The organism is Rhizobium sp. NZLR11 (assembly GCF_019685115.1).
Lineage (GTDB): Bacteria > Pseudomonadota > Alphaproteobacteria > Rhizobiales > Rhizobiaceae > Rhizobium.
This window is the reverse complement of sequence record NZ_JABDWD010000003.1, coordinates 381,211-405,540: the sequence shown is the minus strand read 5'-3', so window position 1 is coordinate 405,540 and position 24,330 is coordinate 381,211. Positions and strand designations below refer to the sequence as shown.

Annotated in this window: 23 protein-coding genes and 1 pseudogene; 16 read left to right on the top strand and 8 right to left on the bottom strand. The window is 60.8% G+C overall.

Annotated features, from left to right (window positions below; translation table 11 throughout):
* The first annotated feature begins 26 nt into the window (after positions 1-26).
* On the top strand, positions 27-236 hold the full coding sequence (locus HJB83_RS08240) for a type II toxin-antitoxin system VapB family antitoxin (RefSeq protein ID WP_221131556.1): 210 nt from the start codon (positions 27-29) through the stop codon (positions 234-236).
* Between the two features lie 249 nt (positions 237-485).
* Here HJB83_RS08240 and HJB83_RS08235 read toward each other — a convergent pair whose 3' ends face one another.
* On the bottom strand, positions 486-2,144 hold the full coding sequence (locus HJB83_RS08235) for an acyl-CoA dehydrogenase family protein (protein ID WP_207583823.1): 1,659 nt from the start codon (positions 2,142-2,144) through the stop codon (positions 486-488).
* A 179-nt stretch (positions 2,145-2,323) separates the two neighbouring features.
* Between HJB83_RS08235 and HJB83_RS08230 the strand changes: the two genes are divergently transcribed.
* The 6 genes from HJB83_RS08230 (at position 2,324) to rnr (ending at position 11,666) form a co-directional block, all read left to right on the top strand.
* On the top strand, positions 2,324-3,280 hold the full coding sequence (locus HJB83_RS08230; RefSeq protein ID WP_207583822.1) for an aspartate carbamoyltransferase catalytic subunit: 957 nt from the start codon (positions 2,324-2,326) through the stop codon (positions 3,278-3,280).
* The gene (locus HJB83_RS08225) at positions 3,277-4,566 is read left to right on the top strand and encodes a dihydroorotase (protein WP_221131555.1); all 1,290 of its coding nucleotides are present in this window, start codon (positions 3,277-3,279) and stop codon (positions 4,564-4,566) included. The genes HJB83_RS08230 and HJB83_RS08225 overlap by 4 nt, the downstream gene beginning before the upstream one ends.
* A 62-nt stretch (positions 4,567-4,628) precedes the next feature.
* Positions 4,629-5,249, top strand: coding sequence for a glycerol-3-phosphate 1-O-acyltransferase PlsY (gene plsY, locus HJB83_RS08220; RefSeq protein ID WP_221131554.1), 621 nt, complete (start codon positions 4,629-4,631; stop codon positions 5,247-5,249).
* A complete protein-coding gene (gene dprA, locus HJB83_RS08215) occupies positions 5,249-6,391 on the top strand; it encodes a DNA-processing protein DprA (protein ID WP_221116266.1) in 1,143 nt (380 codons plus the stop codon). The genes plsY and dprA overlap by 1 nt, the downstream gene beginning before the upstream one ends.
* 246 nt (positions 6,392-6,637) lie before the next feature.
* Positions 6,638-9,292 carry a type I DNA topoisomerase gene (topA, locus tag HJB83_RS08210; RefSeq protein ID WP_207583818.1) on the top strand — a complete coding sequence of 885 codons (2,655 nt, stop codon included), beginning with the start codon at positions 6,638-6,640 and terminating at the stop codon, positions 9,290-9,292.
* Between the two features lies 1 nt (position 9,293).
* Entirely contained in the window at positions 9,294-11,666 is a 2,373-nt protein-coding gene (rnr, locus tag HJB83_RS08205) for a ribonuclease R (RefSeq protein ID WP_221131553.1), read from the top strand.
* Between the two features lie 132 nt (positions 11,667-11,798).
* Here the strand turns inward: rnr and HJB83_RS08200 are convergent, their stop codons facing one another.
* Positions 11,799-12,062 (bottom strand): hypothetical protein, encoded by a 264-nt coding sequence (locus tag HJB83_RS08200; RefSeq protein ID WP_207583816.1) that lies wholly within the window; start codon positions 12,060-12,062, stop codon positions 11,799-11,801.
* Between the two features lie 341 nt (positions 12,063-12,403).
* On the opposite strand from HJB83_RS08200, the pseudogene HJB83_RS08195 reads away from it, so the two are divergent.
* Positions 12,404-13,199 (top strand): annotated as a pseudogene (locus tag HJB83_RS08195) (IS481 family transposase); the annotation flags it as partial.
* Here the strand turns inward: HJB83_RS08195 and HJB83_RS08190 are convergent.
* Entirely contained in the window at positions 13,196-14,089 is an 894-nt protein-coding gene (locus HJB83_RS08190) for a LysR family transcriptional regulator (RefSeq protein WP_221131552.1), read from the bottom strand. The pseudogene HJB83_RS08195 and the gene HJB83_RS08190 sit on opposite strands and share 4 nt — an antisense overlap.
* Before the next feature lie 105 nt (positions 14,090-14,194).
* Here HJB83_RS08190 and HJB83_RS08185 point away from each other — a divergent pair, with 105 nt between their 5' ends.
* Positions 14,195-15,070, top strand: coding sequence for an NmrA family NAD(P)-binding protein (locus HJB83_RS08185; RefSeq protein ID WP_221131551.1), 876 nt, complete (start codon positions 14,195-14,197; stop codon positions 15,068-15,070).
* 31 nt (positions 15,071-15,101) lie between these two features.
* Complete coding sequence (locus HJB83_RS08180) at positions 15,102-15,362, top strand: DUF2798 domain-containing protein (RefSeq protein WP_221115358.1); 261 nt, start codon at positions 15,102-15,104, stop codon at positions 15,360-15,362.
* Between the two features lie 318 nt (positions 15,363-15,680).
* On the opposite strand, the gene HJB83_RS08175 is transcribed toward HJB83_RS08180, so the two are convergent.
* Together HJB83_RS08175 and HJB83_RS08170 are read right to left on the bottom strand one after the other, a co-directional pair.
* Positions 15,681-16,316 (bottom strand): NAD(P)-dependent oxidoreductase, encoded by a 636-nt coding sequence (locus HJB83_RS08175; RefSeq protein ID WP_259671300.1) that lies wholly within the window; start codon positions 16,314-16,316, stop codon positions 15,681-15,683.
* On the bottom strand, positions 16,313-17,254 hold the full coding sequence (locus HJB83_RS08170) for an alpha/beta fold hydrolase (RefSeq protein ID WP_221131549.1): 942 nt from the start codon (positions 17,252-17,254) through the stop codon (positions 16,313-16,315). Before HJB83_RS08170 ends, HJB83_RS08175 begins: the two co-directional genes overlap by 4 nt.
* On the opposite strand from HJB83_RS08170, the gene HJB83_RS08165 reads away from it, so the two are divergent.
* The 4 genes from HJB83_RS08165 to rpmG all read left to right on the top strand — a co-directional run bounded on the left by HJB83_RS08165 (position 17,254) and on the right by rpmG (position 20,090).
* Positions 17,254-17,691 (top strand): helix-turn-helix domain-containing protein, encoded by a 438-nt coding sequence (locus tag HJB83_RS08165; RefSeq protein WP_207583811.1) that lies wholly within the window; start codon positions 17,254-17,256, stop codon positions 17,689-17,691. The two genes, HJB83_RS08170 and HJB83_RS08165, sit on opposite strands and share 1 nt — an antisense overlap.
* A 245-nt stretch (positions 17,692-17,936) precedes the next feature.
* Complete coding sequence (locus HJB83_RS08160; protein WP_207584291.1) at positions 17,937-18,389, top strand: DUF983 domain-containing protein; 453 nt, start codon at positions 17,937-17,939, stop codon at positions 18,387-18,389.
* A 255-nt stretch (positions 18,390-18,644) separates the two neighbouring features.
* A complete protein-coding gene (locus tag HJB83_RS08155; RefSeq protein WP_207583810.1) occupies positions 18,645-19,829 on the top strand; it encodes an MFS transporter in 1,185 nt (394 codons plus the stop codon).
* Positions 19,830-19,922: 93 nt separating this feature from the next.
* Positions 19,923-20,090: a 50S ribosomal protein L33 gene (gene rpmG / locus HJB83_RS08150; protein ID WP_007626161.1), complete on the top strand. Its 168-nt coding sequence runs from the start codon at positions 19,923-19,925 to the stop codon at positions 20,088-20,090.
* Between the two features lie 745 nt (positions 20,091-20,835).
* Here the strand turns inward: rpmG and HJB83_RS08145 are convergent.
* A complete protein-coding gene (locus HJB83_RS08145) occupies positions 20,836-22,209 on the bottom strand; it encodes a PleD family two-component system response regulator (protein WP_221115178.1) in 1,374 nt (457 codons plus the stop codon).
* Between the two features lie 18 nt (positions 22,210-22,227).
* Positions 22,228-22,599 carry a response regulator gene (locus HJB83_RS08140; RefSeq protein ID WP_003547430.1) on the bottom strand — a complete coding sequence of 124 codons (372 nt, stop codon included), beginning with the start codon at positions 22,597-22,599 and terminating at the stop codon, positions 22,228-22,230.
* A 132-nt stretch (positions 22,600-22,731) separates the two neighbouring features.
* Here HJB83_RS08140 and HJB83_RS08135 point away from each other — a divergent pair, with 132 nt between their 5' ends.
* Together HJB83_RS08135 and HJB83_RS08130 are read left to right on the top strand one after the other, a co-directional pair.
* Positions 22,732-23,040: a DUF3572 domain-containing protein gene (locus HJB83_RS08135; RefSeq protein ID WP_221131548.1), complete on the top strand. Its 309-nt coding sequence runs from the start codon at positions 22,732-22,734 to the stop codon at positions 23,038-23,040.
* 2 nt (positions 23,041-23,042) lie between these two features.
* Positions 23,043-23,720: a hypothetical protein gene (locus tag HJB83_RS08130; protein WP_221131547.1), complete on the top strand. Its 678-nt coding sequence runs from the start codon at positions 23,043-23,045 to the stop codon at positions 23,718-23,720.
* Here the strand turns inward: HJB83_RS08130 and HJB83_RS08125 are convergent.
* On the bottom strand, positions 23,695-24,282 hold the full coding sequence (locus HJB83_RS08125; protein ID WP_207583806.1) for a GNAT family N-acetyltransferase: 588 nt from the start codon (positions 24,280-24,282) through the stop codon (positions 23,695-23,697). The two genes, HJB83_RS08130 and HJB83_RS08125, sit on opposite strands and share 26 nt — an antisense overlap.
* Positions 24,283-24,330: the final 48 nt, after the last annotated feature.

The window sequence follows — 24,330 nt, the reverse complement described above, 5'->3', positions numbered from 1 at the left end:
CACCCATTGGCACACTCGAGGTGGTCATGCGGACGACGATCGATATCGATGATGGCTTGCTCGACGCAGCAATGATCGTCACGGGATTGGCGACAAAAGAGGCCGCCGTCGAACAGGCTTTACGAAGCCTGATCGAGAGGCGCCGCCGGAAAAATGCGAACACAGACCTCGCAGGGATAGGCTGGGAAGGCGACATGGAAGAGATACGTTGCGACCAGCCGAACGGCAGACAGTGATTGTCGTCCACAGTTCGGTCTTGGATCGTGCGTCTGCGCGGGATAAGTGCGGCCAGCCCGGTCTGGGAGATCGCCGATGCCGGCCCCTCATCTGGCTGCCGGCACCGACCGGGGTCGAGCCACGGGTCTCGACCCGTCCTGCGGACCCCCGTAAACGGGGAGAGGGTTAGGGTGAGGGGCAGCCGTCGGCGCGAATCGCTTCGATATCGCTGCTCGATGCCGGCGAAGAGCGATCATCGTCCGCTACGGTCAGGCCGCCGGCGGATAGAGCAGATCGACGATGTAGCTGGCGTCGAAGCGAGAATCGAGCATGCCGTAGGTGGAGCGCCAGCCGCCGGCAAGGCGCGTCTCGATGAAGGCATCGGCAATGCGCCCTGCCCCGAGCCGATAGAGTTCGGCGGCACCGGCGGCGAGCGCCAGCTGCTCGACGAGCAAGCGCGCGGCGCCCTCATCCTGTTCACAGAGCGCGACAGCGGCGCGCAGCACGTCGATCGTCTTCTTGCCGGCCGGGCCGAGATCGCGGGCAAGGCCGGCGAACACCGTTTCGAACAGATCCTTGCCACGGTTGAGCACACGCAGCACGTCGAGCGCCATGACGTTGCCGGAACCTTCCCAGATGGCGTTGACCGGAGCCTCGCGGTAATGGCGGGCGATCGGGCGTTCTTCGATATAGCCGTTGCCGCCGATGCATTCCATCGCCTCATAGATCAGCGCCGGCGCAATCTTGCAGCACCAGTATTTGGCGACCGGCGTCATGACGCGGGCATAGGCCGCTTGCTCGGCATTGCCGCGCGCCTTGTCGAAGGCATCGGCAAGACGGAAGGACAGTGCCGTCGCGGCGGCGACATCGAGCGCCATGTCGGCCAGTACGCGCGTCATGATCGGCTGGTTGACGAGCATCTTGCCGAAGACGCTGCGGCCGCGGGTGTGGTGTACTGCTTCGGCCAGTGAGGCGCGCATCATGCCGGATGAGGCCAGCGCGCAGTCGAGCCGCGTCAGTGTCACCATGTCGAGAATGGTGCGGATGCCGGCATCCGGGCCGCCGAGCAGGAAACCGAACGTGTCGGTGAACTCCACTTCGGCAGAGGCGTTTGAGCGGTTGCCGACCTTGTCCTTCAGCCGCTGGAACTGCAGGCCGTTGGCAGAACCGTCCTCCAGCAGGCGCGGCACGAGGAAGCAGCCCATGCCCTCCTTCGTCTGCGCCAGCATGATGAAGGCATCGCTCATCGGAGCCGACATGAACCATTTATGGCCGGACAGCCGGTAGATGCCCTCGCTGACCTTTTCGGCAGCGCTGCGGTTGGCGCGCACATCCGTGCCGCCCTGCTTTTCCGTCATGCCCATGCCGATGGTCACGGCAGACTTCTGCATGGCGGGCTTGTTCGACGAATCATATTTGCGCGAGAGGATTTTGGGGGCCCAATCCTTCTGTATTGCCGGCGAGGCCGAGAGCGCGGCAACCGAGGCGCTGGTCATCGTCAGCGGGCAGAGATGGCCGGATTCCAGCTGCGACGACAGATAGAAGCGGGCGGCGCGAACCTTGTGGGCCTCATCCTTGGCTTCGCTATCGGCCTGCGGATCCCAGACCGAGGAATGCAGGCCGACCGACATGGAGCGGCGCATCAACGCGTGCCAGGCAGGATGGAACTCGACGACGTCGAGGCGCTCGCCGCGCGGACCGTGGGTACGCAGCTGCGGCGGACCCTGGTTCGCCATGCGCGCCAGCTCCTGCGCCTCCGGCGAGGTGACGTAGCGGCCCATGTTTTCCAGGTCTTCGCGGATGCCGCGCGGCAGGGCTGCCGTCAGATCGACGATCAGCGGATCGGACCGATAGGCGTTGATGCCGGACCACAGGCTCGGCTGATTGAGTTCTGCGAGTTTTTCTTCAGTCCGGTTGGCGGAGGTCATAATTCGCTTCTAGTGTAAGAGCCCGGCAAAGGGAAACCGGAAGTTATGATTCGGTTCATTCTGCTCTATCGGAATTTTGGCGAAAATGCATGGGGACATAAGCCTTTGCCCACAGCGCATGCTTGCCCCGGCGGGCAGCACTCTTTATAGACCCGCCAGAGACAGCAAGAGGCAGGGTCATGGTCTTTTTTCCCCACCGCCACCTCATCGGCATCAAGGGCCTCACCGAGCAGGATATCACCTATCTGCTCGACAAGGCCGACGAGGCCGTCAAGATCAGCCGCCAGCGAGAGAAGAAGACGTCGACGTTGCGCGGGCTGACACAGATCAACCTGTTCTTCGAAGCATCGACCCGCACGCAGGCCTCCTTCGAGCTGGCCGGCAAGCGGCTCGGCGCCGACGTCATGAACATGTCGGTCGGCAACTCCTCGGTGAAGAAGGGCGAAACGCTGATCGACACGGCGATGACGCTGAATGCGATGCGCCCCGACGTGCTTGTTATTCGCCATTCGAGCGCCGGTGCTGCCGCCCTTCTCGCCCAGAAGGTCTCCTGCTCCGTCGTCAATGCCGGCGACGGGCAGCACGAACATCCGACCCAGGCGCTGCTCGACGCGCTGACGATCCGCCGCGCCAAGGGCAAGCTCTCGCGCATCATCGTGGCGATCTGCGGCGACGTGCTGCATTCGCGGGTGGCGCGCTCCAATATCCTGCTGCTCAATGCGATGGGCGCCCGCGTGCGCGTCGTCGCGCCCGCGACCCTGCTGCCCGCCGGCATCGCCGAGATGGGCGTCGAGGTCTTCCATTCGATGAAGGAAGGGCTGAAGGACGCCGACGTGGTAATGATGCTGCGGCTGCAGCGCGAACGCATGTCCGGCGCCTTTGTGCCTTCGGTGCGCGAATACTATCATTTCTACGGGCTCGACGCCGAAACGCTGAAGTCGGCGAAGGAGGATGCGCTGGTCATGCATCCCGGTCCGATGAACCGCGGCGTCGAGATCGCCTCCGAGGTGGCGGACGGGCCGCAGAGCGTGATCGCCGAACAGGTGGAAATGGGGGTCGCGGTGCGCATGGCGGTGATGGAGACGCTGCTCGTCTCGCAGAACCAGGGTCCCCGAAGCGATGGAATGATGGCATGAGCAACCCGATCGTCCTCAAAAACGTCCGCATCATCGATCCGTCGCGCAATCTTGACGACGTTGGCACGATCATCGTCGAAAACGGTGTGATCATTGCTGCCGGTTCCGCGGCACAGAACCAGGGCGCGCCGGAAGGTGCGACCATCCGCGACTGCGCCGGCCTTGTCGCGGCCCCCGGTCTCGTCGATGCGCGCGTCCATATCGGCGAACCCGGCGGCGAACATCGCGAGACCATCGCCTCGGCAAGTCGGGCGGCAGCAGCCGGCGGCGTCACCTCGATCATCATGATGCCGGACACCGATCCTGTCATCGACGACATTGCGCTCGTCGAATTCGTCAAGAAGACGGCCCGCGATACCGCCGCCGTCAACGTCTATCCGGCAGCCGCTATCACCAAGGGCCTTGCCGGCGCGGAGATGACGGAGATCGGCCTGTTGATGCAGGCGGGCGCCGTCGCCTTCACCGATGCCCATTCGAGCGTGCACGACACGCAGGTGCTGCGCCGGATCATGACCTATGCGCGTGAATTCGGCGCCGTCATCTCCTGCGAAACCCGCGACAAATATCTCGGCGCCAACGGCGTCATGCATGAAGGGCTTTTCGCCAGCTGGCTCGGGCTCTCCGGCATTCCAAGGGAAGCCGAACTGATCCCGCTCGAACGCGATCTCAGGATCGCAGAACTGACGCGCGGCCACTATCACGCCGCGATGATCTCAGTGCCGGCCTCGGTCGAGGCTATCGAACGCGCCCGCAGCCGCGGCGCCAAGGTGACCTCAGGCATCTCGATCAACAATCTGGCGCTCAACGAAAACGACATCGGCGAATACCGCAGCTTCTTCAAGCTCTATCCGCCGCTGCGCCCGGAAGACGACCGGATCGCCATGGTCGAGGCGCTTGCGAACGGCGCGATCGACATCATCGTCTCCTCGCACGACCCGCAGGACGTCGATACGAAGCGCCTGCCCTTCGGCGAGGCGGCGGACGGCGCGATCGGCCTTGAAACCATGCTGGCGGCGGCTCTCAGGCTCCACCATGGCGGTCAGGTGAGCCTGATGCGCCTGATCGACGCCATGTCTACCCGCCCCGCACAAATCTTCGGCCTCGCCGCCGGCACGCTGAAACCGGGTGCTGCGGCCGATATCGCGCTGATCGATCTCGATGAGCCTTGGCTTGTCGCCAAAGACATGCTTCTCTCCCGCTCGAAGAATACGCCGTTCGAAGATGCGCGCTTCAGCGGGCGGGCCGTCGCGACTTATGTCTCGGGAAAGCTTGTCCACGCACTTTAAGAACCGGCTGGACTTAAGAAACGGCATACCGGGGATAGGCCACGGAGGGGCTGAGGCGGCATATGTTATCCAATCTCATGTCATGGCAGATTACGCTGCCGATCGCGCTTGCCGCCGCCGTCATCGGCTACCTCTTCGGCTCGATTCCCTTCGGCCTGATCCTCACGCGTGCCGCCGGCCTCGGCGACGTGCGCAGCATTGGCTCCGGCAATATCGGCGCGACCAACGTTCTGAGAACAGGAAACCGCAAGCTCGCGGCTGCGACACTGCTGCTCGATGCGCTGAAGGCGGCGGCAGCGGCCTGGGTTGTCGGTTATTTCCTCGGTGAGGAGGCGGCGATCATCGCCGGCTTTTTCGCCTTCATCGGCCATCTCTTCCCGGTCTGGATCGGCTTCAAGGGCGGCAAGGGTGTTGCCACCTATATCGGCACCCTGCTCGGCGTCGCGCCGATCATGGTCGTGCTCTTCGCCGCCGTCTGGCTGGCGGTCGCCTTCACCAGCCGCTACTCGTCGCTATCGGCGCTGGTTGCCATGTTTGTCATTCCGGTTGCGCTATGGATACTGGGTAACGATAAGGTTGCTGCTGTCATGGCGATCATGACGCTGATCTCCTACTGGAAGCACAGGGCCAATATTTCCCGCCTGATGGACGGCACGGAAAGCAAGATCGGAGCAAAGGGATAATGGATGCGCCGGGCGCGGGATCAAAAGGCGTCGCGCTGAGCGAACGGCAACGCATCGCCTGGCTGCGCCTCATCCGTTCCGACAATATCGGCCCGGCCACCTTTCGCGACCTGATCAATCATTTCGGATCGGCCGAGGCAGCGCTCGCAGCACTGCCGGAGCTTTCGGCGCGCGGCGGCTCGACGCGGGCAATCCGCATCGCCAGCGAGGCTGAGGCACATCGGGAACTGGAGGCGGCTCGCCGTTTCGGCGCCCGCTTCGTCGGCATCGGCGAGCCGGACTATCCGCAGGCCCTGAAGCAGATCGACGGCGCGCCACCGCTGCTTGCCGTCAAGGGCGCTCTTACCGCCGCCAAACGACCGGCCGTCGGCATTGTCGGCTCGCGCAACGCCTCGATCGCCGGCGCGAAATTCGCGGCGATGGTGGCGCGCGACTGCGGCCGGGCCGGTTATACCGTGGTCTCCGGCCTAGCCCGCGGCATCGACACGGCAGCGCATCGGGCAAGCCTCGACACGGGCACGATCGCAGCGCTTGCCGGCGGTCTCGATCAGCCTTACCCACCGGAGAATATCGGCCTGCTCGAGGAAATAACCGGTGGCAACGGCCTGGCGGTGAGCGAGATGCCCTTCGGCTGGGAACCGCGCGCCCGCGATTTCCCGCGCCGAAACCGGCTGATCGCCGGCATCGCGCTCGGCCTTGTGGTCGTCGAAGCGGCAACGCGCTCAGGCTCGCTGATCACCGCACGGCTTGCCGGCGAGTTCGGCCGCCTGGTGTTTGCCGTGCCCGGCTCACCGCTCGATCCGCGCTGCCACGGCAGCAACGGCCTGCTGAAGGACGGCGCTTCGATCGTCACCACACCTGCCGATGTCGTCGAGGCTTTGGCGCCGCTTACGCAATTCGAGCTGTTCCCGTCATCGATGGCCGAGCAACCGGCACGTGACGGCAAGGCGATGACGATGCCGCCCGGCGATTCAGACCGGGCTCGCATCATCGATGCGCTCGGACCAACCCCGGTCGAGATCGACGACGTCATCCGCCATACCGGTCTGTCAGCATCCGCGGTCTATCTCATCCTTCTGGAGCTCGACATCTCAAGCAGGCTGCATCGGCATCAGGGCGGTCTCGTCTCGCTTGCCGATTGAATTTCGCGCGATATCTCGGCGCGGCGCTGAGAATGGCGAACCATGCCGAAAATGATCGGCAACCTATCTCAAGGTGTATTTTTCCGACGATCCTCTTTCGGCTGCAACAGACGCAAGACGTAAAATTGTACCAAACCCCTTGACCGCGGCGATTTCCCTGTCCATGTCGGAGGGCCGGGCATCCATGTTGCGGTATGTGTTGCGCTGGCTTAAATGCTGGCGTCGTTTCCTTTTTAGAGAATCATCATGAATGTTGTAGTGGTGGAATCGCCTGCCAAGGCCAAGACGATCAACAAGTATCTGGGTCCGGGATACAAAGTGCTCGCCTCCTTCGGCCATGTGCGCGATCTGCCTGCCAAGGATGGCTCGGTCCTCCCCGATCAGGATTTCGAAATGCTTTGGGAGGTCGATAGCGCCTCGGCCAAGCGGATGAAGGACATTGCCGACGCGGTGAAATCCTCCGACGGCCTTTTTCTCGCGACCGACCCGGATCGCGAAGGCGAAGCGATTTCCTGGCACGTTCTCGACATGCTGAACAAGAAGCGCGTGCTGAACGGCAAGCCGGTCAAGCGCGTCGTCTTCAACGCCATCACCAAGAAGGCGGTGCTCGACGCGATGGCCGATCCGCGCGACATCGACGTGCCGCTGGTCGACGCCTATCTCGCGCGCCGCGCACTCGACTATCTCGTCGGCTTCAATCTTTCGCCGGTCCTGTGGCGCAAGCTGCCCGGCGCACGTTCGGCCGGCCGTGTCCAGTCTGTGTCACTTCGCTTGGTCTGCGACCGCGAATCCGAGATCGAGCGCTTCATTTCGGAAGAATACTGGAACATCTCGGCGCTTCTGAAGACACCGCGCGGCGACGAGTTCGAGGCAAGGCTGGTTTCGGCGAACGGCAAACGGCTGCAGCCGCGCGCGATCGGCAACGGCGAGGATGCAGGCCGGCTGAAGGCGTTGCTCGACGGTGCGAGCTATGTCGTCGACACGGTCGAGGCCAAGCCGGTCAAGCGCAACCCGGGACCGCCGTTTACGACCTCGACGCTGCAGCAGGCCGCTTCCTCCAATCTCGGCTTCTCCGCCTCGCGCACCATGCAGATCGCTCAGAAGCTTTATGAGGGCGTCGATATCGGCGGCGAGACGGTCGGTCTGATCACCTATATGCGAACCGACGGCGTGCAGATGGCACCGGAAGCGATCGATGCGGCGCGCAGCGCCATCGTCGACCAGTTCGGCGAGCGCTACATGCCTGAGAAGCCGCGCTTCTATTCCACCAAGGCCAAGAACGCCCAGGAAGCGCATGAGGCGATCCGTCCGACCGATTTCTACCGGTCACCCGACCGCGTGCGCCAATTCCTCGATGCCGACCAGATCCGGCTCTACGACCTGATCTGGAAGCGCGGCATCGCCAGCCAGATGGCCTCGGCCGAGATCGAACGCACGACGGCTGAAATCACCGCCGACAACAAGGGCGAGAAGGCCGGCCTGCGCGCCGTCGGTTCGGTCATCCGCTTCGATGGTTTCATCGCCGCCTATACCGACCAGAAGGAAGACGGCGAACAGAGCGACGACGGCGATGAGGATGGCCGCCTGCCGGAGATCAATGCGCGCGAGACGCTCGCCAAGCAGAAGATCAATTCGACCCAGCATTTCACCGAGCCGCCGCCGCGCTACTCGGAAGCTTCGCTGATCAAGAAGATGGAAGAGCTCGGCATCGGCCGCCCGTCCACCTATGCGGCGACGCTGGCGACATTGCGCGATCGCGACTATGTGACGATCGACAAGCGCAAGCTGATCCCGCAGGCCAAGGGCCGGCTGGTGACGGCTTTCCTCGAAAGCTTCTTTACCAAATATGTCGAATACGACTTCACCGCCGATCTCGAGGAAAAGCTCGACCGGATTTCCGCCGGCGAGCTGAACTGGAAGCAGGTGCTGCGCGATTTCTGGAAGGATTTCTTCGCGCAGATCGAAGACACCAAGGAATTGCGCGTCACCAATGTGCTGGATTCGCTGAACGAGTCGCTGGCACCCCTGGTCTTCCCGAAAAGGGAGGACGGCAGCGATCCCAGGATCTGTCAGGTCTGCGGCACCGGCAACCTGTCGCTGAAGCTCGGCAAATATGGCGCCTTCGTCGGCTGCTCGAACTATCCGGAATGCAACTACACCCGCCAGCTCTCTTCTGAAAACGGCGGGGAAGCGGATGGTGCCGGATTGAACGAGCCGAAGAACCTCGGCACCGATCCGACGACCGGCGAGGAGCTGACGCTGCGTTCCGGCCGCTTCGGCCCCTATATTCAGCGCGGCGACGGCAAGGAAGCAAAGCGCGCTTCGCTGCCGAAGGGTTGGAAGCCCGAAGACATCGACTATGAAAAGGCGATGGCTCTGATTTCGCTGCCGCGCGATATCGGCAAACATCCGGAATCCGGCAAGATGATCTCGTCGGGCATCGGCCGCTATGGGCCGTTCCTGCTGCATGACGGCTCCTATGCCAACCTGGAAACCATCGAGGACGTGTTCTCAGTCGGCCTCAACCGCGCCGTGACTGTCATTGCCGAAAAGGCGAACCAGCCGCCAGGCCGGGGTTCGCGCGGTACGCCGGCGGCGTTGAAGACACTCGGCGACCATCCCGACGGCGGCGCGATCACCGTTCGCGACGGCAAGTACGGCCCTTACGTCAACTGGGGCAAGGTCAATGCCACCCTGCCGAAGGGCAAGGATCCGCAGGCGATCACCGTCGAGGAGGCGCTCGTGCTGATCGCCGAGAAGGCCGGCAAGGCGCCTGCTGGCAAAACCATCAAGGCGAAAGCCAAGCCGAAGGCGGCGGCCGCCGAAGCCAAGACCACCAAGACGGCGGCCAAGCCGAAGACAACAAAGGCGAAGGCGCCCGCGAAATCGAAAAAGAGCTGACGTGAGCAGAATACCGCGCGACAGAACGAACCCTGCGGGAACGCGCCCTGGCAAGATCGGTCGTGCCGGCAAGGATGCTTCCGCGGTCGAGCCGCTGAACATCGTCCACGGCGCGCTGCCCTCGCGCGAGGTGATCCTGCGCTTCATCGCCGATCATCCGCAGAAGGCCTCCAAACGGGAACTCGCCAGGGCCTTCGGCCTGAAGGGCGACAACCGCGTCGAGCTCAAGCACCTTCTGCAGGAGCTTGAGCAGGAAGGCATGCTGCAGAAGAACCGCAAGTCGCTGATCCGTCCCGGCGCGCTGCCGCCGGTCACTGTCCTCGATATCACCACGCGCGACAAGGATGGCGATCTGATCGGCCGGCCGGCGGAATGGCCGGAAGACCAGGGTGTCGCACCTGCCGTCGCCATCCGCCAACAATCGCCTGCTGGCCGCCAGGGCAAGGGCAAGGCGCCCGTCGCCGGTCTCGGCGACCGCATCCTGGCGAAGATCTTCCCGGCCGTCGATCGCGGCGGGCCGGCCTATACGGCGCGGATCATCAAAGTGATCGACAAGCGCCGCGGCGCCTCGATGGGCGTTTTCCGCACGGCGCCTGGCGGCGGCGGCCGGCTGCTGCCGATCGAGCGGCGTGGCGAGGAGATGGTCATCGATCCAGACTTCACCGGCGGCGCCACGGACGGCGACCTGGTCGAAGTCGAAATCGCCCGCCTCGGCCGTCTCGGCCTGCCGCGCGCCAAGGTGCTTTCCGTCGTCGGCTCCGTCGGCTCGGAAAAGGCGATCTCGATGATCGCCATTCATGCGCATGGCATCCCGCATGTGTTCCCGCCAGCCGTCGTTGACGAGGCGGACGCAGCAAAACCCGCCACGATGTCGCATCGCGAGGATTGGCGCGACGTGCCGCTGATCACCATCGACCCGGCCGACGCCAAGGACCATGACGACGCCGTCTATGCCGAACTCGACCCCTCGCCCGACAATCCCGGCGGCGTCGTCGTCACCGTGGCGATTGCCGATGTCTCCTGGTATGTCCGCTCCAAGTCGGCGCTCGACCGCGAGGCGCTGAAACGCGGCAACTCTGTCTATTTCCCGGATCGGGTGGTGCCGATGCTGCCGGAGCGCATCTCCAACGATCTGTGTTCGCTGAAGGAAGGTGTCGACCGCCCGGCGCTTGCCGTGCGCATGAGCTTTTCCGGAGAAGGCCGCAAGATCGGCCACACCTTCTATCGCATCATGATGAAGAGCGCGGCCAAGCTGTCCTACCAGCAGGCGCAGGCGGCGATCGACGGCAAGCCGGACGATCAGACCGGACCGATGCTCGAGCCGATCCTGAAGCCCCTCTGGCACGCCTATGAGGTTATGAAGCGCGGACGCGACCGGCGCCAGCCGCTGGAACTCGACATGCCGGAGCGCAAGATCCAGCTGAAGCCCGACGGCACCGTCGACCGGGTCGTCGTGCCGCCGCGCCTTGAGGCGCACAAGCTGATCGAAGAGATGATGATCCAGGCGAACGTCTGCGCCGCCGAGACGCTGGAAAAGGCACGTCAGCCGCTGATCTACCGCATCCATGACGGCCCGACGCTTGCCAAGCAGGAAATCCTGCGCGAGTTCCTGGCGACGCTCGGCATCCCGCTTGCCAAGGGCGGCAACATGCGCGCCAACAACTTCAACGGCATCCTGGCGAAAGCGGACGGCACGCCGCACCAGACCATGGTCAGCGAGATGGTGCTGCGTTCGCAGAGCCAGGCGATCTACGGCCCGGAGAATATCGGCCACTTCGGCCTCAACCTGATGAAATACGCGCATTTCACCTCACCGATCCGCCGTTACGCCGATCTCATCGTGCATCGCGCCCTCGTCGGCTCGCTGGGCTTCGGTGAAGGGGGCATCACGCCCGAGGAAGAGGCGGCTCTCGACGATATCGCCGCCGAAATCTCGACCTTCGAGCGCCGCGCCATGGCGGCCGAGCGTGAGACGGTCGACCGGCTGATCGCCCACCATCTCAGCGGCCGCGTCGGCGAGGAGTTTGCCGGCCGCGTCTCGGGTGTGACGAAATCGGGGCTTTTTGTCGTTCTGCCGGACTATGGCGCCGACGGTTTCGTCCCCATATCGACGCTTGGAACCGATTATTTCATCTATGATGAGGCGCATCAGGCGCTCTCCGGTGAACGGACAGGGCTTGGCTATCGCCTTGGCGACAGCGTCACGGTGAAGCTTGCCGAAGCGATTCCGCTCGCCGGCGCGCTGCGTTTCGAAATGGTCAGCGAAGGGCGCGAAATGCCGACGGCGGTGCGCTCCTTCCACAAAGCGGGCCGCCGCGACAGGGGCCAGGTCCGCAAGAAGCCCGGAACGAGGCCGCCGCGCGGGCGGCATTAGTACCATTCCGCAAGAGATCCGCCGAGAAACATGAATCCCCATATACCCCGTTGAGACGACCACGGGCTTCAGGTTGGAGTAGCATGGGCGGAATGGTCAGAAGCCCCGTCAGCCGTCTACAATCAGTTCGGATCACGGCGAGGACTGCTTGAAACCGTTTTCGATGAGATTGCGCTTCAGGGTGGCCTTACGCGGATCGCCCAGGCGATGGCGATGCCGAATGCCCAAGCGGGACTCGATCATTTGATCGAAATCTTCTGCAATTTCTGGAACGGCCGTCGGTCGGTTGCATGATGCAATGGTGCTCGACGCCGAATTCGCGCAGGCATTGATCGAGCGAAACGAGCGCCGGCGGCAAACCATCGAAGTGCTGGTTGGGCGAATAACAAAGGGCAAGGCGTTTTCAATCAGCCAACGCGATGCTGTCGCATCTAATCTTTGCTTTTACGAGCTTCGCAATAGTTCGAATGCTGGGGGTGGGACGATCCCAAGAGGCGGTTGTCCTCCTGATCAAGGCTGCATGCAAGGATGCGATCGACCGAATCACATCGGAGGATTGAAATCCGCCAAACCTGTTGCAGTTGGGGGATGATCGATTGGCCCGTGCTGCTAGGGTGCGAATATTCCGCGACCGCGATCGCGCTACCGGCCGCGTCAGCTCTCAGTACCCACGACCACTAGGTGTTTAGTCCCGGCATTTGATGGTGCATTATTTTCCTTGGCATGGAGGGAAGCACGAAGAAGAGGCCGTCATCGTCGCCTTCCGCCGGCATACGTTGCTGCCGCTCGATGATTGCCTCTACGCTCTTCAGCCGACCATCTCACATCTGACGCGTTCGTCGTTGCACAGGTGTTTGCAGCGCCACGGCATTTCACGTCTGCCGGAGGTTGGAGGCGACAAGGAGCCGAAGAAGAAGTTCAAAAGTTATCCGATCGGCTATTTCCACATCGATATTGCCGAGGTGCAGACGGCCGAGGGCAAGCTCTATCTCTTTGTAGCAATTGACCGAACATCCAAGTTCGCGTTCGCAGAACTCTATACCAAAGCCGGCAAGATGAATGCTGCCCAGTTCTTGCGCAATCTGATCGCGGCAGTGCCTTACACCATTCACATCGTTTTGACCGACAATGGCATTCAGTTCACCAACCGAGCTTGTGATCGAAATGCCTTAGAGCACATCTTCGACTGGGTCTGCGACGATCACAGCATCGAGCATCGCCTGACCAAGGTGAAACACCCCTGGACCAACGGACAGGTCGAGCGGATGAACCGAACGATCAAGGAAGGTGAAGCGGAACAGGAATCGATCCAAGTGGATCGATTTCCCGCTGAACGTCAAGCGCTTCCACTACGACGATCATGCGCAATTGAAAAATCATCTGGCCGATTTTATCGACGCCTACAATTTCGGGCGCAGACTCAAGACGCTTAACGGCCTCACGCCTTACGAGTTCATCTGCAAACAATGGACTTTGGAGCCGGATCGATTCATCATCGATCCGATCCATCAAATGCCGGGACTAAACACCTAGAGACTATCAAGCTGTAGATTCTGGCTCAGTACGTCCAAAAAGCTCCGGATCTTGGCCGGAGGCAATCTGTTCTCCTGCCAAAGAGCATGAATCGGGACCGGTGCAGGCTCGTATTCCTTCAGAAGGACCTCGAGTTTGCCCTCATCAACAAGATGTTTGACCTGCCATAAGGGCGAGTAACCCACACCGAGACCCGCGACTGCGGCTGCATAAAGCGCGGTCATGGAGTTTGATTTGAATGATCCGCCTACCTTTATCGTCCTTCGCTTGCCGTCATCCTGAAAGACCCATTCACCGGGACTCCGATCAACAGTACGCACAAGGCAATCGTGGGCCGCGAGATCTTTCGGCGAAGCTGGCCGGCCCCGTGCCAAGAGATAGCCAGGTGATGCGAATACGACACGTCGCAAAGCACCCAGTCGTTTGGCCTGAAGACTTGAATCTGGCAGATCGCCAATTCGGACAGCGAGATCGAGGCGTTCATCACTAAGATCGACGAAACGGTCGGAGAGCTGAAGATCTACATCCACATCCCGAAACCGCCGCATATAGTCCGCAATCATTGGAACAATAAAGTCCGGCCCGAACAGGACGGGCGCACCTATCCGCAACAGTCCCTTCGGCTCAAGCCGGCGGTCGGTTGCTTCGAGCACGCCCTCCCTTATTGCCTCAACGGCTGGCTTGATCCTGCGATAGAACGCATCGCCCGCTTCGCTCGGTACCAAACGCCTCGTGGACCGATGAATTAGCACCACCCCCACCTCCTGCTCCAATGCAGCCAATGAACGGCTGATAGATTGAAGAGGTTTTCCAAGCTCGCGGGCTGCTGCAGTCAGGCTATGGTATTCGACGATCGCGACGTACGCCTCGAGATCATGGAGTTGTTTCATTTATTATCTCATTTATTATGATAGTCTATCTCTGATTCAGACTATTATCACAGTTTTGGTAATTCGCTACCTTCGCACAAACGCAAAAACCGGAGGAGTAGTCGAATGCCCGAAAGCAATCCCAAAGTGCTGGTGATAGGAGCCACCGGAAAATTCGCACGGCTGGTAATGCCCGCTCTAGCACGCCGAAACGTCACGGTTCGGGCGCTAGTACGATATCTCGCAAAAGATGTGCAGACCCAGGTGGGCGCCACGGTTGATGTTATTGAGGGTGACTTGCGCAATGCAGAAAGTCTTGACCGGGCATGTGATGGCGTCGATGGCGTTTTTTATATCGGACCAGCATTTGCGCCGGACGAAGCCGCGATGGGTGTCTCAATGATCGAGGCCGCTGAGCGCAGCGGAGTGCGCAAATTTGTTTTCTCATCGGTTATTCAGCCAACAAATACGCGGCTCAAGAACCACGCGAGCAAAATACCTGTGGAAGAAGCGCTCTATTCATCGCGTCTACAGTACACGATCCTTCACCCCGCGAACTTCATGCAGAACATCGCCCTCGCGTGGCCGAACGTGCTGGAGACGAGTACATTTTCCGAGCCATTCCCCAAGACCGCGCGCATTGCGCGTGTTGATTATCGAGACGTTGCCGACGTCGCTGCCGAGGCTCTGACTAGCGATCGACTGGCTTTCGCCACTCTCGAGCTTTGCTCTGAAGGACTTTACCACAGAGGCGATATTGCCGAAATGATGTCGGAAGCGCTTGGACGTCACGTCGAGGCTCTGGAACCTTCCTTTGCCGAGTGGGCATCGAGCGGGAATTTGCCGTACAACGACCATCAGCTGCATCTCCTTTCAAAGGTTCACGAGCATTATGCAAGGTTTGGGCTCGGCGGTAACAGTCTTACGCTAAGGGCGGCTTTGGGCCGCGAGCCGCGTTCCTTGCACCAGTTCATTGGCGACCTCAAGGCGGGACAATATTGATATGGCCAATTGGAACAAACGTGGTATCGCGATGACCGATCGGCGCAATAAAAATCCCAGATGGAAGAAGCTGCCAGCAGGCTACTCCAAACTTCTAATCCCGTTCGTTCTATCCCTAATGATGTCTGCAATAGTCTCGGCTGTGGCAACTGGCATGAGTGCTGGAAGTGCTTTTTTCGCGCACTGGCCCGGCGCATGGGCGGTGTCGTGGCTCGTAGCCTTCCCGAGCCTCCTCATGCTGATGCCGCTTGCACGTTGGATCGTTGGTGTCTTAGTCGAGCCCTTGCGCTGAATCGTCCTCTTTAATAGGTCAAGAGCGGCAGCGCGCTTCTGAGGATCTTCGCTCTTCCGGATACCGCGCCTGGAGCATTGTGGACCCCGCAACGATGGCCAAGGCCCAGTCCTCGAACGTGGCTACTGCCAACTTCTTCTCGAGTAGGGGATCACGAGCGGCTGGTGTCATGCCGAAAGATTGCACCGCCGGTCGCCGAAGGGTTAACTTTACGGTGCCCATTGCTGTCGCCCCGGCGAAGCTTGCGTGTCAGCAGCGAGCACGGCATAGCGAAGCGCTGTGACAAGCCGTTAAGCTTCTGCCGTTAAGCTTCTGTCGTTAAGCTTCTGAAGCGAACAGAGCTTTTCGAACCCACCTGGCATAAATGAGCTCTTCAACAATCGCCTCGGCACCGGCCTCGTAGCTGATCGTCTCGGCCGGCACCGGCGGATCGACCCGAAGAGTGGCTGGCCGGACGGGATCGGATGTCATCCGAGGTAATCGTATGACCGTCCAATTGAGGGTAGATTGCCGCAGCAGCCGCAGATGCCCCTCGCCGTCAAGAACCAGTCCGGGTATGTGCTGCATAAGAGCGGCACGCCGTTCAGCCATGTGGGGATGCTCCCTGCCAACCTCAATGTCGTCGCGCACAGCCGATCCCGTGACGGAAACGATGCGCGTGATCTCGAGCGAATTCATCTCCGGGATCAGGTTCCTGACGGCGGCAGAGGTGACGTCCGCGATCTGTGCACCGGCACTTCCGAGCGTGGAAATCACCGCGTCGGCACCTGTGAGTAAGGCTCGAATCGCAGAAGGGTCATGGGCATCGCCGTATACCGCCGTATAGTCGCTTTCAGCCGCGGCGAGTCCGTGGCTATGGACGAGGGCCCGAACCTGCATCTTCTGCCGGATAAGGTTTGCGACGATGCGGCTGCCCAAGCGGCCGCTGCCACCTAGTATCGCTACACAGGTCATGACGGTGATCGATCCGAAAGAAAGCTCGCAATCGGGCCGATAAGGTGCCGCCCAGCTTCCTCAGCAACGTTGTGACCGACATCGTCGAGCGTAATGAGACGGTGGTCCGTGAACACCTCCGTCCAGCGTGGAAGCAGCGGCGTGCAACCAGGGTCCTTCATTCCCCAGATCAGGAGTGTTGGCCGGTCCTTTAGGGTGTGACGCCGCGCCCAGATCTCAGCCAGCCAAGAGCTTTCCCCGACGATGGCGCGCGGGAAAACCCATGTGCCCTTGCGCTCGGCCGCCGTTGGAAACGGCGCCAGATATTGCGCGTGGACCTCTGGACCCAGCCTCGAGGAATCTCCGAACGAGGCTTTAAGAAGCACGCGAGGAAACAAATTGAGGTGCTTGCACAGCATCCGTCCGAACGCACTTCCGATAATATGGCTGAAGCGTCGAACGGCCGGATACTCCCGCACATCGAAGAACCAGCTATTCGATGCGATGATCCGACTCACTCTCGATGGATTGGCGACCGCGTAGCTGAGCGCGATCGGACCGCCCCAATCCTGAAAGACGAGGGTAATGTTCTTGAGATCGAGCCCTTCGATGAATCGACCAAGATTGGCCGAGTGGAATTGAGGGAGATAGGACAGGTGAGGCGGCTTGTCGGAAAGGCCGAACCCGAGATAATCGAGCGCAATGCAGCGATGAGTCGAAGAAAAATGACGGATGAGGTGGCGGTATTCAAACGACCAGCTGGGATTGCCGTGCGCGAATAGGAGAATATCACCCTCGCCCTCATCAATATAGTGCATCCTTCCATCGGGAAGATCGAACCACTTTGAGGTGAATGGATAGGCTTCACGGTCAACCCATGCCGGCATCGAAAGTGCTGGCATCGAAAGGGCGGGACCGCTAAACTCGGCGGGTACTGTTGGTTCTTCGGAGATCATCATTGGAGGATATTAGCGAGCTGCACCCAGGTGCCTCAACGCACCGCGAGGTTCCCTTATTGGTCTCAGAGCCAGAGTCCTCCGAGCACGACCCCGCATCCTGCCCGCTTGATGTCGCGATCAACACCATCGGCGGACGGTGGAAGCTCCATATTTTGCGCGTACTAGTGCTTTCCGGACCGCGTCGATACAATGCGCTGCTCGTGGCGATCGAAGGCATCAGTGCCAAGGAGTTGACCCGGAATCTGAGAGAGCTCGAAACGGCAGCACTCGTGGCGCAAATCGATGTTGAAAGCCGGAAGGCATATACCTTGACGCCGTTAGGCATTGAGATCGAAGCGCCGTTTCGGGCCCTTGGGATATTCGGAGCAGCACTGGCGAAACAGCGGGATAGCCGCCGTCGCAACAAGTTGAATGAGACCGGCTTTTTCCAGCGTTAGCACCATCTGGTGGACAGACGGTGCGGTCACCTCAAAGTGGCCATGCATATCGGCTTCTGCGAGAGGGCGTTTGAAGATCCTGGTGTAGGCATAAATGGAGGCCAGATATTGGCCCTGCAGCTGCGTGAACTGTGGCACGCTGGGGCGAGGCTCGTTGCAAACGTTTGATTCATTTGCGTTTAACCTGTATTTCATCGCATCAGAAGGCTCAAATGACATTCTTTAGCTCCGAAGAGGAACATGCGATGCGCACACCGACCGATCCGGCTGTCCGCTACGGGGATATGCCTGAGGTCGAGCGTCCGGTTGGGCGCTCCATCATGCGGGGGCTGATGAACCGCTGCCCGGCTTGCGGCAGCGGCAAGCTCTTTCGCGCCTTTCTGAAGCCGGTCGATCATTGCGCAGCCTGCGGCGAGGCGATGTATCACCAACGCGCGGACGACCTGCCGCCCTATATCGTCATCCTCGTTCTCGGCCACGTCGTGGTCGGTGGCTATATGCTGACCGACATGACCTTCGTGCTGCCGGTATGGGCGCATCTTGCCATCTGGGCGCCGATCACCGTCATCACCGCGCTTGCCTCGATCCAGCCGATCAAGGGCGGCGTCATCGGCCTGCAATGGGCGTTGCGCATGCACGGTTTCGGTGGAGAGAGTGACGGTTCCGACGATTATGACATCCCCGGCCGGCCGGATTAGCGCCTTCACCTTCCAGACATATTTGACGTGTAGTGCCAGCGCTCCACCGATCACCACCCGAACGCGGCGGCCGACGATCCTCAACGATTTGACATGGTAAGCTTTTCTTGTCTGAACAGGCTTTACATTCCGCAGGTGGTCACTCACATCGGACATATTGCGAAACGCTGCCCGTCACCCGGATTTGGCACGTCTGTGTCTATCTGTGTGAGGTGACCGGCCGATTCGCGCGCGTAGCTTTCTAAGGATGGATAAATGTCTCAGCCGAGAAACGGCACACCGGGCGATGTCGAAGAAATCCATTGGCCTTCTCTGGTGGCAGCCATCTCGTCCATTTCTGCCGTTGGCATAGCAATCGGCCTCGGACTTCCGCTTCTCAGCATCATCCTCGAAAAACGCGGCATCTCGTCCACCCTGATCGGGCTCAACACGGCAATGGCCGGGGTCGCGGCGATGGCCGCCGCGCCGATCACCACTAGGCTCGCCCATAAATACGGCGTTGCGCCGACAATGCTCTGGGCCGTGCTGATTTCGGCGCTGAGCGCGCTCGGTTTTTATTATGCCCAGGATTTCTGGATGTGGTTTCCACTGCGTTTCGCTTTCCATGGCGCGACGACGACGCTGTTCATCCTCTCCGAATTCTGGATCAATGCCGCTTCGCCGCCTTCCAAACGCGGCTTCGTGCTCGGCATCTACGCGACCGTGCTTTCCCTCGGCTTCGCGGCCGGGCCGCTGCTGTTCTCGATTCTCGGCAGCGACGGCATCTTCCCCTTCCTGATCGGCGCCTGCGCCATCCTGCTGGCCGCCATTCCGATCTTCATAGCCCGCGACGAAAGCCCGGTGCTCGAGGAAAAACCGGAGTTGCATTTCATGCGCTACGTTTTCCTGGTGCCGACGGCGACGGCGGCGGTCTTCATCTTCGGCGCGGTCGAAGCGGGCGGCCTGTCGCTTTTCCCGATCTTTGCTGTGCGGGCCCATTTTACCGAATCGCAGGCAGCACTTCTGCTCACCATGATGGGCGTCGGCAACGTCATCTTTCAGATCCCGCTCGGCCTGCTCTCCGACCGCATCGCCGATAAGCGGCCGCTTCTGGCCGGCATGGCGCTGATGGGGTTCATCGGCGCGATGGTGTTGCCGGTGCTGCTCGACAACTGGCTGCTGATGGCCGGGCTGCTGCTTTTCTGGGGCGGCTGCGTCTCCGGTCTCTATACCGTCGGGCTTAGCCACCTCGGCTCGCGGCTGACGGGCTCCGACCTTGCGGCGGCCAATGCCGCCTTCATCTTCTGTTACGCTATGGGAACCGTCGCCGGGCCGCAGGCGATCGGCGCAGCGATCGATGTCGCCGGAAATAACGGTTTTGCCTGGGCGATTGCCGCGTTCTTCGGTCTCTACGCCCTACTTTCCGGCATCAGACTGATGTTCATTCGAAAACGGACTTGACTTTTCGGGCGAGATTCGTAGTTTCGCGCCAGAATTTGCCGTGGAGCCCATCCGGTTTCCACGGCTTTCATTTTCCTTAAAGGCAGGACGACCATGGCCAAGGCTACAACAATCAAGATCAAGCTGCTGTCGACAGCCGACACCGGTTTCTTCTATGTCACGACGAAGAACAGCCGTACGATGACGGACAAGATGACGAAGACGAAGTACGACCCGGTTGCACGGAAGCACGTCGAGTTCAAGGAAACCAAGATCAAGTAGTCACTTGATCTCAGGATTTCAAAAAAGCGCGCGCCCTCGGGTTGCGCGTTTTTTGTTGTCCAGGTGATCGCCTTTAAAGATGATAGCGCAAACAGAAAAACGCCGCCCTTCCATCTTCGGGAAGTGGCGGCGTTTTCTTGAAAGGGGGTCGGCCAGCATGCAAAACGGCACGAGGAACCGCTATAACTTGCCTACTAGCCGACCGACCCCACGACCCAGGAGATGCGGCGGACCTGAGCATCATGGGGTATCGACAACTCCTCAACGGGAGCGCTTCTCTTATGAGCCGATAATTTGCGCAAAAATGAAAGAAAATCAACAAATTCTTAATGATGATTTTTGCGGACTTGATTCCATGGTTAAAAGTCCAGTTTTGGTGCATACAAAGATTGGTCGGCTCTGCTTGGGCTCGAAGCGTAGGCATCCACGCTTCGAAGAAATTCTACACTATAACGTAATAACTTACCCATCCCCTCCCCTTAGGTGAGGTGGCTCCATCGCACTGTATTTCGCCCTATCGGCATGGGGAATTTTTTATAGTCGCTATTTCATTTTTAGCTATGGCCGCACACTTTCAAGACTATCGGGCAGCGGCGCATCGGCAGCAAAGCCGGAAATCCATTTTTGGGCTATTTGGCGGCAAAATTTTCACCCCGCGCCATGCGGGCGGGCATTAAAAATCGGCAATAATTCGCTTACCACTGTGGAAAACCCGTAGACGGCACAGAAGGCGACAGATGATTCGTCAGGCGGCTGCGGCGACAACGCGGTTGCGGCCGGTATTCTTGGCCTCGTAAAGAGCCAGATCGGCCTGCTTCATCAGCTGGTCCGGAGTCAGCACCGCTGCAATACGCGAGGCGATGCCGAAGGACGCGGTGACGTTCAGCGCCTCACCGGCGTGTTTCAGCATGAAGGGAGCGCTTTCGATCGCCGTGCGCAGGCGCTCGGCGACAGCGGCGGCTATCTCAGGCGAGGTGTCGGGCATTACAACGACGAATTCCTCCCCGCCGTAGCGGCAGGCAAGGTCGGCACCGCGAATGGTCGAACGGACGCGATTTGCAAATTCCCGCAGCACTTCGTCGCCGCCGTCATGGCCATAGGTATCGTTGACCTGCTTGAAGCGGTCGATATCGGTGATCAGCACCGAAAGCGGCCGGCCGCGCGCCATTGAACGGTTGAAGAGCACGTTCAGATGATTGTCGAGATAGCGCCGGTTATAGAGGCCGGTCAGCGGATCGGTTACCGCAAGCTCGATCGTCTGCTTGACGCTGGCGCGCAGACGGTCGTTGTAGCGCTTGCGGCGGATCTGCGTCAGGCTGCGGGCAACCAGCTCGTTGGGATCGACCGGGCGGATGATGTAGTCGTTGACGCCGAGATCGAGCGCGCGCACGACCATCTCGTCAGCGCCCTGCTCGGTGATGATCAGGATCGGCAGGAAGCGCGTGCGCTCCAGCGAGCGCAGCTGCGAGCAGAGGCGAAGCGGATCGTAATCGTCGAAATTGGCGTTGACGATGACGAGATCGAACGCGCTTTCGGCCGCCTCGAAGAGGGCGGCCTGCGGATCGGAGAGGGCAAGCACGTCGGCAACGGGCTTCAGCGCTCTGATAAGGCGCTCCTGCGAATTGGCGCGGCCGTCGACGAGCAGGACCTGAGCGGTCTCGTCGGCGCGGCCCTCGACTGCCCGCGTGAGGTCGTCGATGCCCATCGTATGGGCGGTGTCGGCGCGAATGCGCAGCTCGTCGCTCAACGTCTTCAACCGCAGCAGGCTCTTCACCCGTGAGATCAGCTGCAGATCGTTGACCGGCTTGGTGAGGAAATCGTCGGCGCCAGCCTTCAGACCGCGGACGCGATCGGCCGGCTGGTCGAGCGCGGTGACCATGACGACGGGAATATGCGCGGTCTTCTGGCTGGCTTTCAGCCGCTCGCAGACCTCGAAACCATCTATGCCGGGCATCATGATATCGAGCAGGATGAGATCGACCTGGTTGCGCTCGCAGATCGCCAACGCCGTGTAGCCGTCGGCCGCGGTCATGACGTCGAAATACTCCGCGAGCAGCCGCGCTTCGAGCAGCTTCACATTGGCCGGAATATCGTCCACCACCAGTATTCGCGCAGTCATAGGTGTCTTTCCGATGCGTCAGGCATCGCCCAGATAGGTCTTGATCGTCTCGATGAATTTCGGAACCGAGATCGGCTTGGAAACATAGGCCTCACAGCCGCCCTGGCGGATCCGCTCCTCGTCGCCCTTCATCGCGAAAGCCGTGACGGCAATGACGGGAATGACGTGCAGCTCGTCGTCTTCCTTCAGCCATTTCGTGACTTCGAGGCCGGAAACCTCGGGAAGCTGAATATCCATCAGGATGAGGTCGGGGCGATGCTTGCGCGCCAGATCGAGCGCCTCCATGCCATTTCTCGTCTGGATCGTGGTGTACCCGGACGCCTCGATGAGGTCGCGAAAGAGCTTCATGTTGAGCTCGTTATCTTCTACAATCATCACCTGTTTGGGCATGACAAGCTGTCCCTACGTCCGTTCAAGCAGCCGTTGGTCCCATGAGATAAGCACATGCGGACAATAGCTCCGTGAAACCGATAGCGCACGCTAGCGGTATTTGGTTGAAGAAAAGGTAACTTACCCCTCGAAATGCAAAGCAACTTCAAGACTTCGAAACAACAGGCCGCCGACCCGCACGCAACCGCGATCGCCGTGCTCGGTTGGCTCGCCGGCGATTCCGACATGTTCGGCCGATTCCTCGCCCTGACGGGTGTCGCGCCCGGCCAGGTGCGCAACGCCGTCGACGACCCGGGATTCCTTGCCGGCATGATGGATTTCCTGATGAACCACGAACCGACGGCGATGGCTTTCTGCGCTGCGAGCGGCATCAGCCCGGAGACGGTGACCGCCGCCTGGCGGCATTTCTCTTCGCCGGGTCTCGATTCCGGAGAATACTGACCGTGGCCCGCACTCCGGACCTCGATGTCTCGCATATCCGCCTCGGCGAACGCCCGTTGATCGTCTGCGACGTCGACGACGTCGTGCTGCAGTTCATCGGTCCTTTCCAGCTTTTCCTTCAAAGCCAGGGACACGCGTTTCTGCCGCGATCGTTTAAGCTTCACGGCAACATCGTCTCGCAGGCGGATGGCGCGGAGATCGAGGATCCGCAGGTCAGCCGGCTGATCGAGGAATTCTTCGAGGCGCAGGAGCTGTGGCAGACGCCGCTCGACCGCGTCGTCGAAACGCTCGACCGGCTTTCGCAGGAGGCCGACGTGCTGTTCCTGACGGCGATGCAGCCGCGGTTCCAGGACCAGCGCCGCCGCCTGCTCGACAGGCTGGGCCTGCTTTTTCCGCTGCTTGCCACCGAGCAGCCGAAGGGGCCGATCGTTCACGCCTTGCATGCCAGCCGCTCCCTTCCCGTCGTCTTCATCGATGATATGGCGCGCAATCTGCATTCCGTCAGGGATCACGTCGCCGATTGCCTGCTGATTCATCTGATGCCGAACTCGCCCGTCCATCGTTTCGCACCGGCTGCCGCTGACGACATCAGCCGCGCCAGCGACTGGACGCATGCGGCCGAATTGATCGAGGCGCATTTTCTTTCCGGCGCTCTCATGCGCGCAGTTCCAGCCGCATGAGCGGACGGCCATCCTTGCGCCGTGCCACCATCTCGAAACCGGCCGCATCGAAGATCGCCGTCGAGCCGACGCAGAGGGTCACGGATTTCGACTGCTTCACATGATCGATCGGACAGGCTTCGAGCAGCCGCGCTCCCTGGCGCCGCGCATGGTCGATCGCAAGGGAAAGCAGGCGATGGCTCATTCCCTTGCCACGCAGTCCGGGCAGCAGGAAGAAGCAGCTGACGGCCCAGATGGATGGATCATGCGCATCACCCTCCTCCAGCGGCCGCGAGACGGTGCGCGGCGAATTGAACTGCGGCACGTCATGGCGCGGCCCGACCTGCACCCAGGCAACCGGTGCGCCATCCGCATAACAGAGAATGCCCGGCGGCGGCCCCGCCTTGATCCGGTCCTGCATATGCGCCTTGCGCTCCTCGGTCGCCATCTTCGTTCTTATCGCATGCGGCAGGCGCAGCGCGACGCACCAGCAATTATAGAAGGCACCTTGCGGCCCGAACAGGATTTCGAAGTCGCCCCAGCGTTCTGGCGTTACCGGCTCGAAACGAAGATCGTTATCCAAAGGCAAAGCTCCCGCCTCTCTTGAGACTCGGAAGCTTAGGGCGTAATG

Bases quoted from the DNA above. Each gene is read 5' to 3' on its own strand.
- HJB83_RS08240 (WP_221131556.1), top strand. From the start codon at position 27: ATGCGGACGACGATCGATATCGATGATGGCTTGCTCGACGCAGCAATG.
- HJB83_RS08235 (WP_207583823.1), bottom strand. From the start codon at position 2,144: ATGACCTCCGCCAACCGGACTGAAGAAAAACTCGCAGAACTCAATCAG.
- HJB83_RS08230 (WP_207583822.1), top strand. From the start codon at position 2,324: ATGGTCTTTTTTCCCCACCGCCACCTCATCGGCATCAAGGGCCTCACC.
- HJB83_RS08225 (WP_221131555.1), top strand. From the start codon at position 3,277: ATGAGCAACCCGATCGTCCTCAAAAACGTCCGCATCATCGATCCGTCG.
- plsY (WP_221131554.1), top strand. From the start codon at position 4,629: ATGTTATCCAATCTCATGTCATGGCAGATTACGCTGCCGATCGCGCTT.
- dprA (WP_221116266.1), top strand. From the start codon at position 5,249: ATGGATGCGCCGGGCGCGGGATCAAAAGGCGTCGCGCTGAGCGAACGG.
- topA (WP_207583818.1), top strand. From the start codon at position 6,638: ATGAATGTTGTAGTGGTGGAATCGCCTGCCAAGGCCAAGACGATCAAC.
- HJB83_RS08190 (WP_221131552.1), bottom strand. From the start codon at position 14,089: ATGAAACAACTCCATGATCTCGAGGCGTACGTCGCGATCGTCGAATAC.
- HJB83_RS08185 (WP_221131551.1), top strand. From the start codon at position 14,195: ATGCCCGAAAGCAATCCCAAAGTGCTGGTGATAGGAGCCACCGGAAAA.
- HJB83_RS08180 (WP_221115358.1), top strand. From the start codon at position 15,102: ATGACCGATCGGCGCAATAAAAATCCCAGATGGAAGAAGCTGCCAGCA.
- HJB83_RS08175 (WP_259671300.1), bottom strand. From the start codon at position 16,316: ATGACCTGTGTAGCGATACTAGGTGGCAGCGGCCGCTTGGGCAGCCGC.
- HJB83_RS08170 (WP_221131549.1), bottom strand. From the start codon at position 17,254: ATGATGATCTCCGAAGAACCAACAGTACCCGCCGAGTTTAGCGGTCCC.
- HJB83_RS08160 (WP_207584291.1), top strand. From the start codon at position 17,937: ATGCGCACACCGACCGATCCGGCTGTCCGCTACGGGGATATGCCTGAG.
- HJB83_RS08155 (WP_207583810.1), top strand. From the start codon at position 18,645: ATGTCTCAGCCGAGAAACGGCACACCGGGCGATGTCGAAGAAATCCAT.
- rpmG (WP_007626161.1), top strand. From the start codon at position 19,923: ATGGCCAAGGCTACAACAATCAAGATCAAGCTGCTGTCGACAGCCGAC.
- HJB83_RS08145 (WP_221115178.1), bottom strand. From the start codon at position 22,209: ATGACTGCGCGAATACTGGTGGTGGACGATATTCCGGCCAATGTGAAG.
- HJB83_RS08140 (WP_003547430.1), bottom strand. From the start codon at position 22,599: ATGCCCAAACAGGTGATGATTGTAGAAGATAACGAGCTCAACATGAAG.
- HJB83_RS08135 (WP_221131548.1), top strand. From the start codon at position 22,732: ATGCAAAGCAACTTCAAGACTTCGAAACAACAGGCCGCCGACCCGCAC.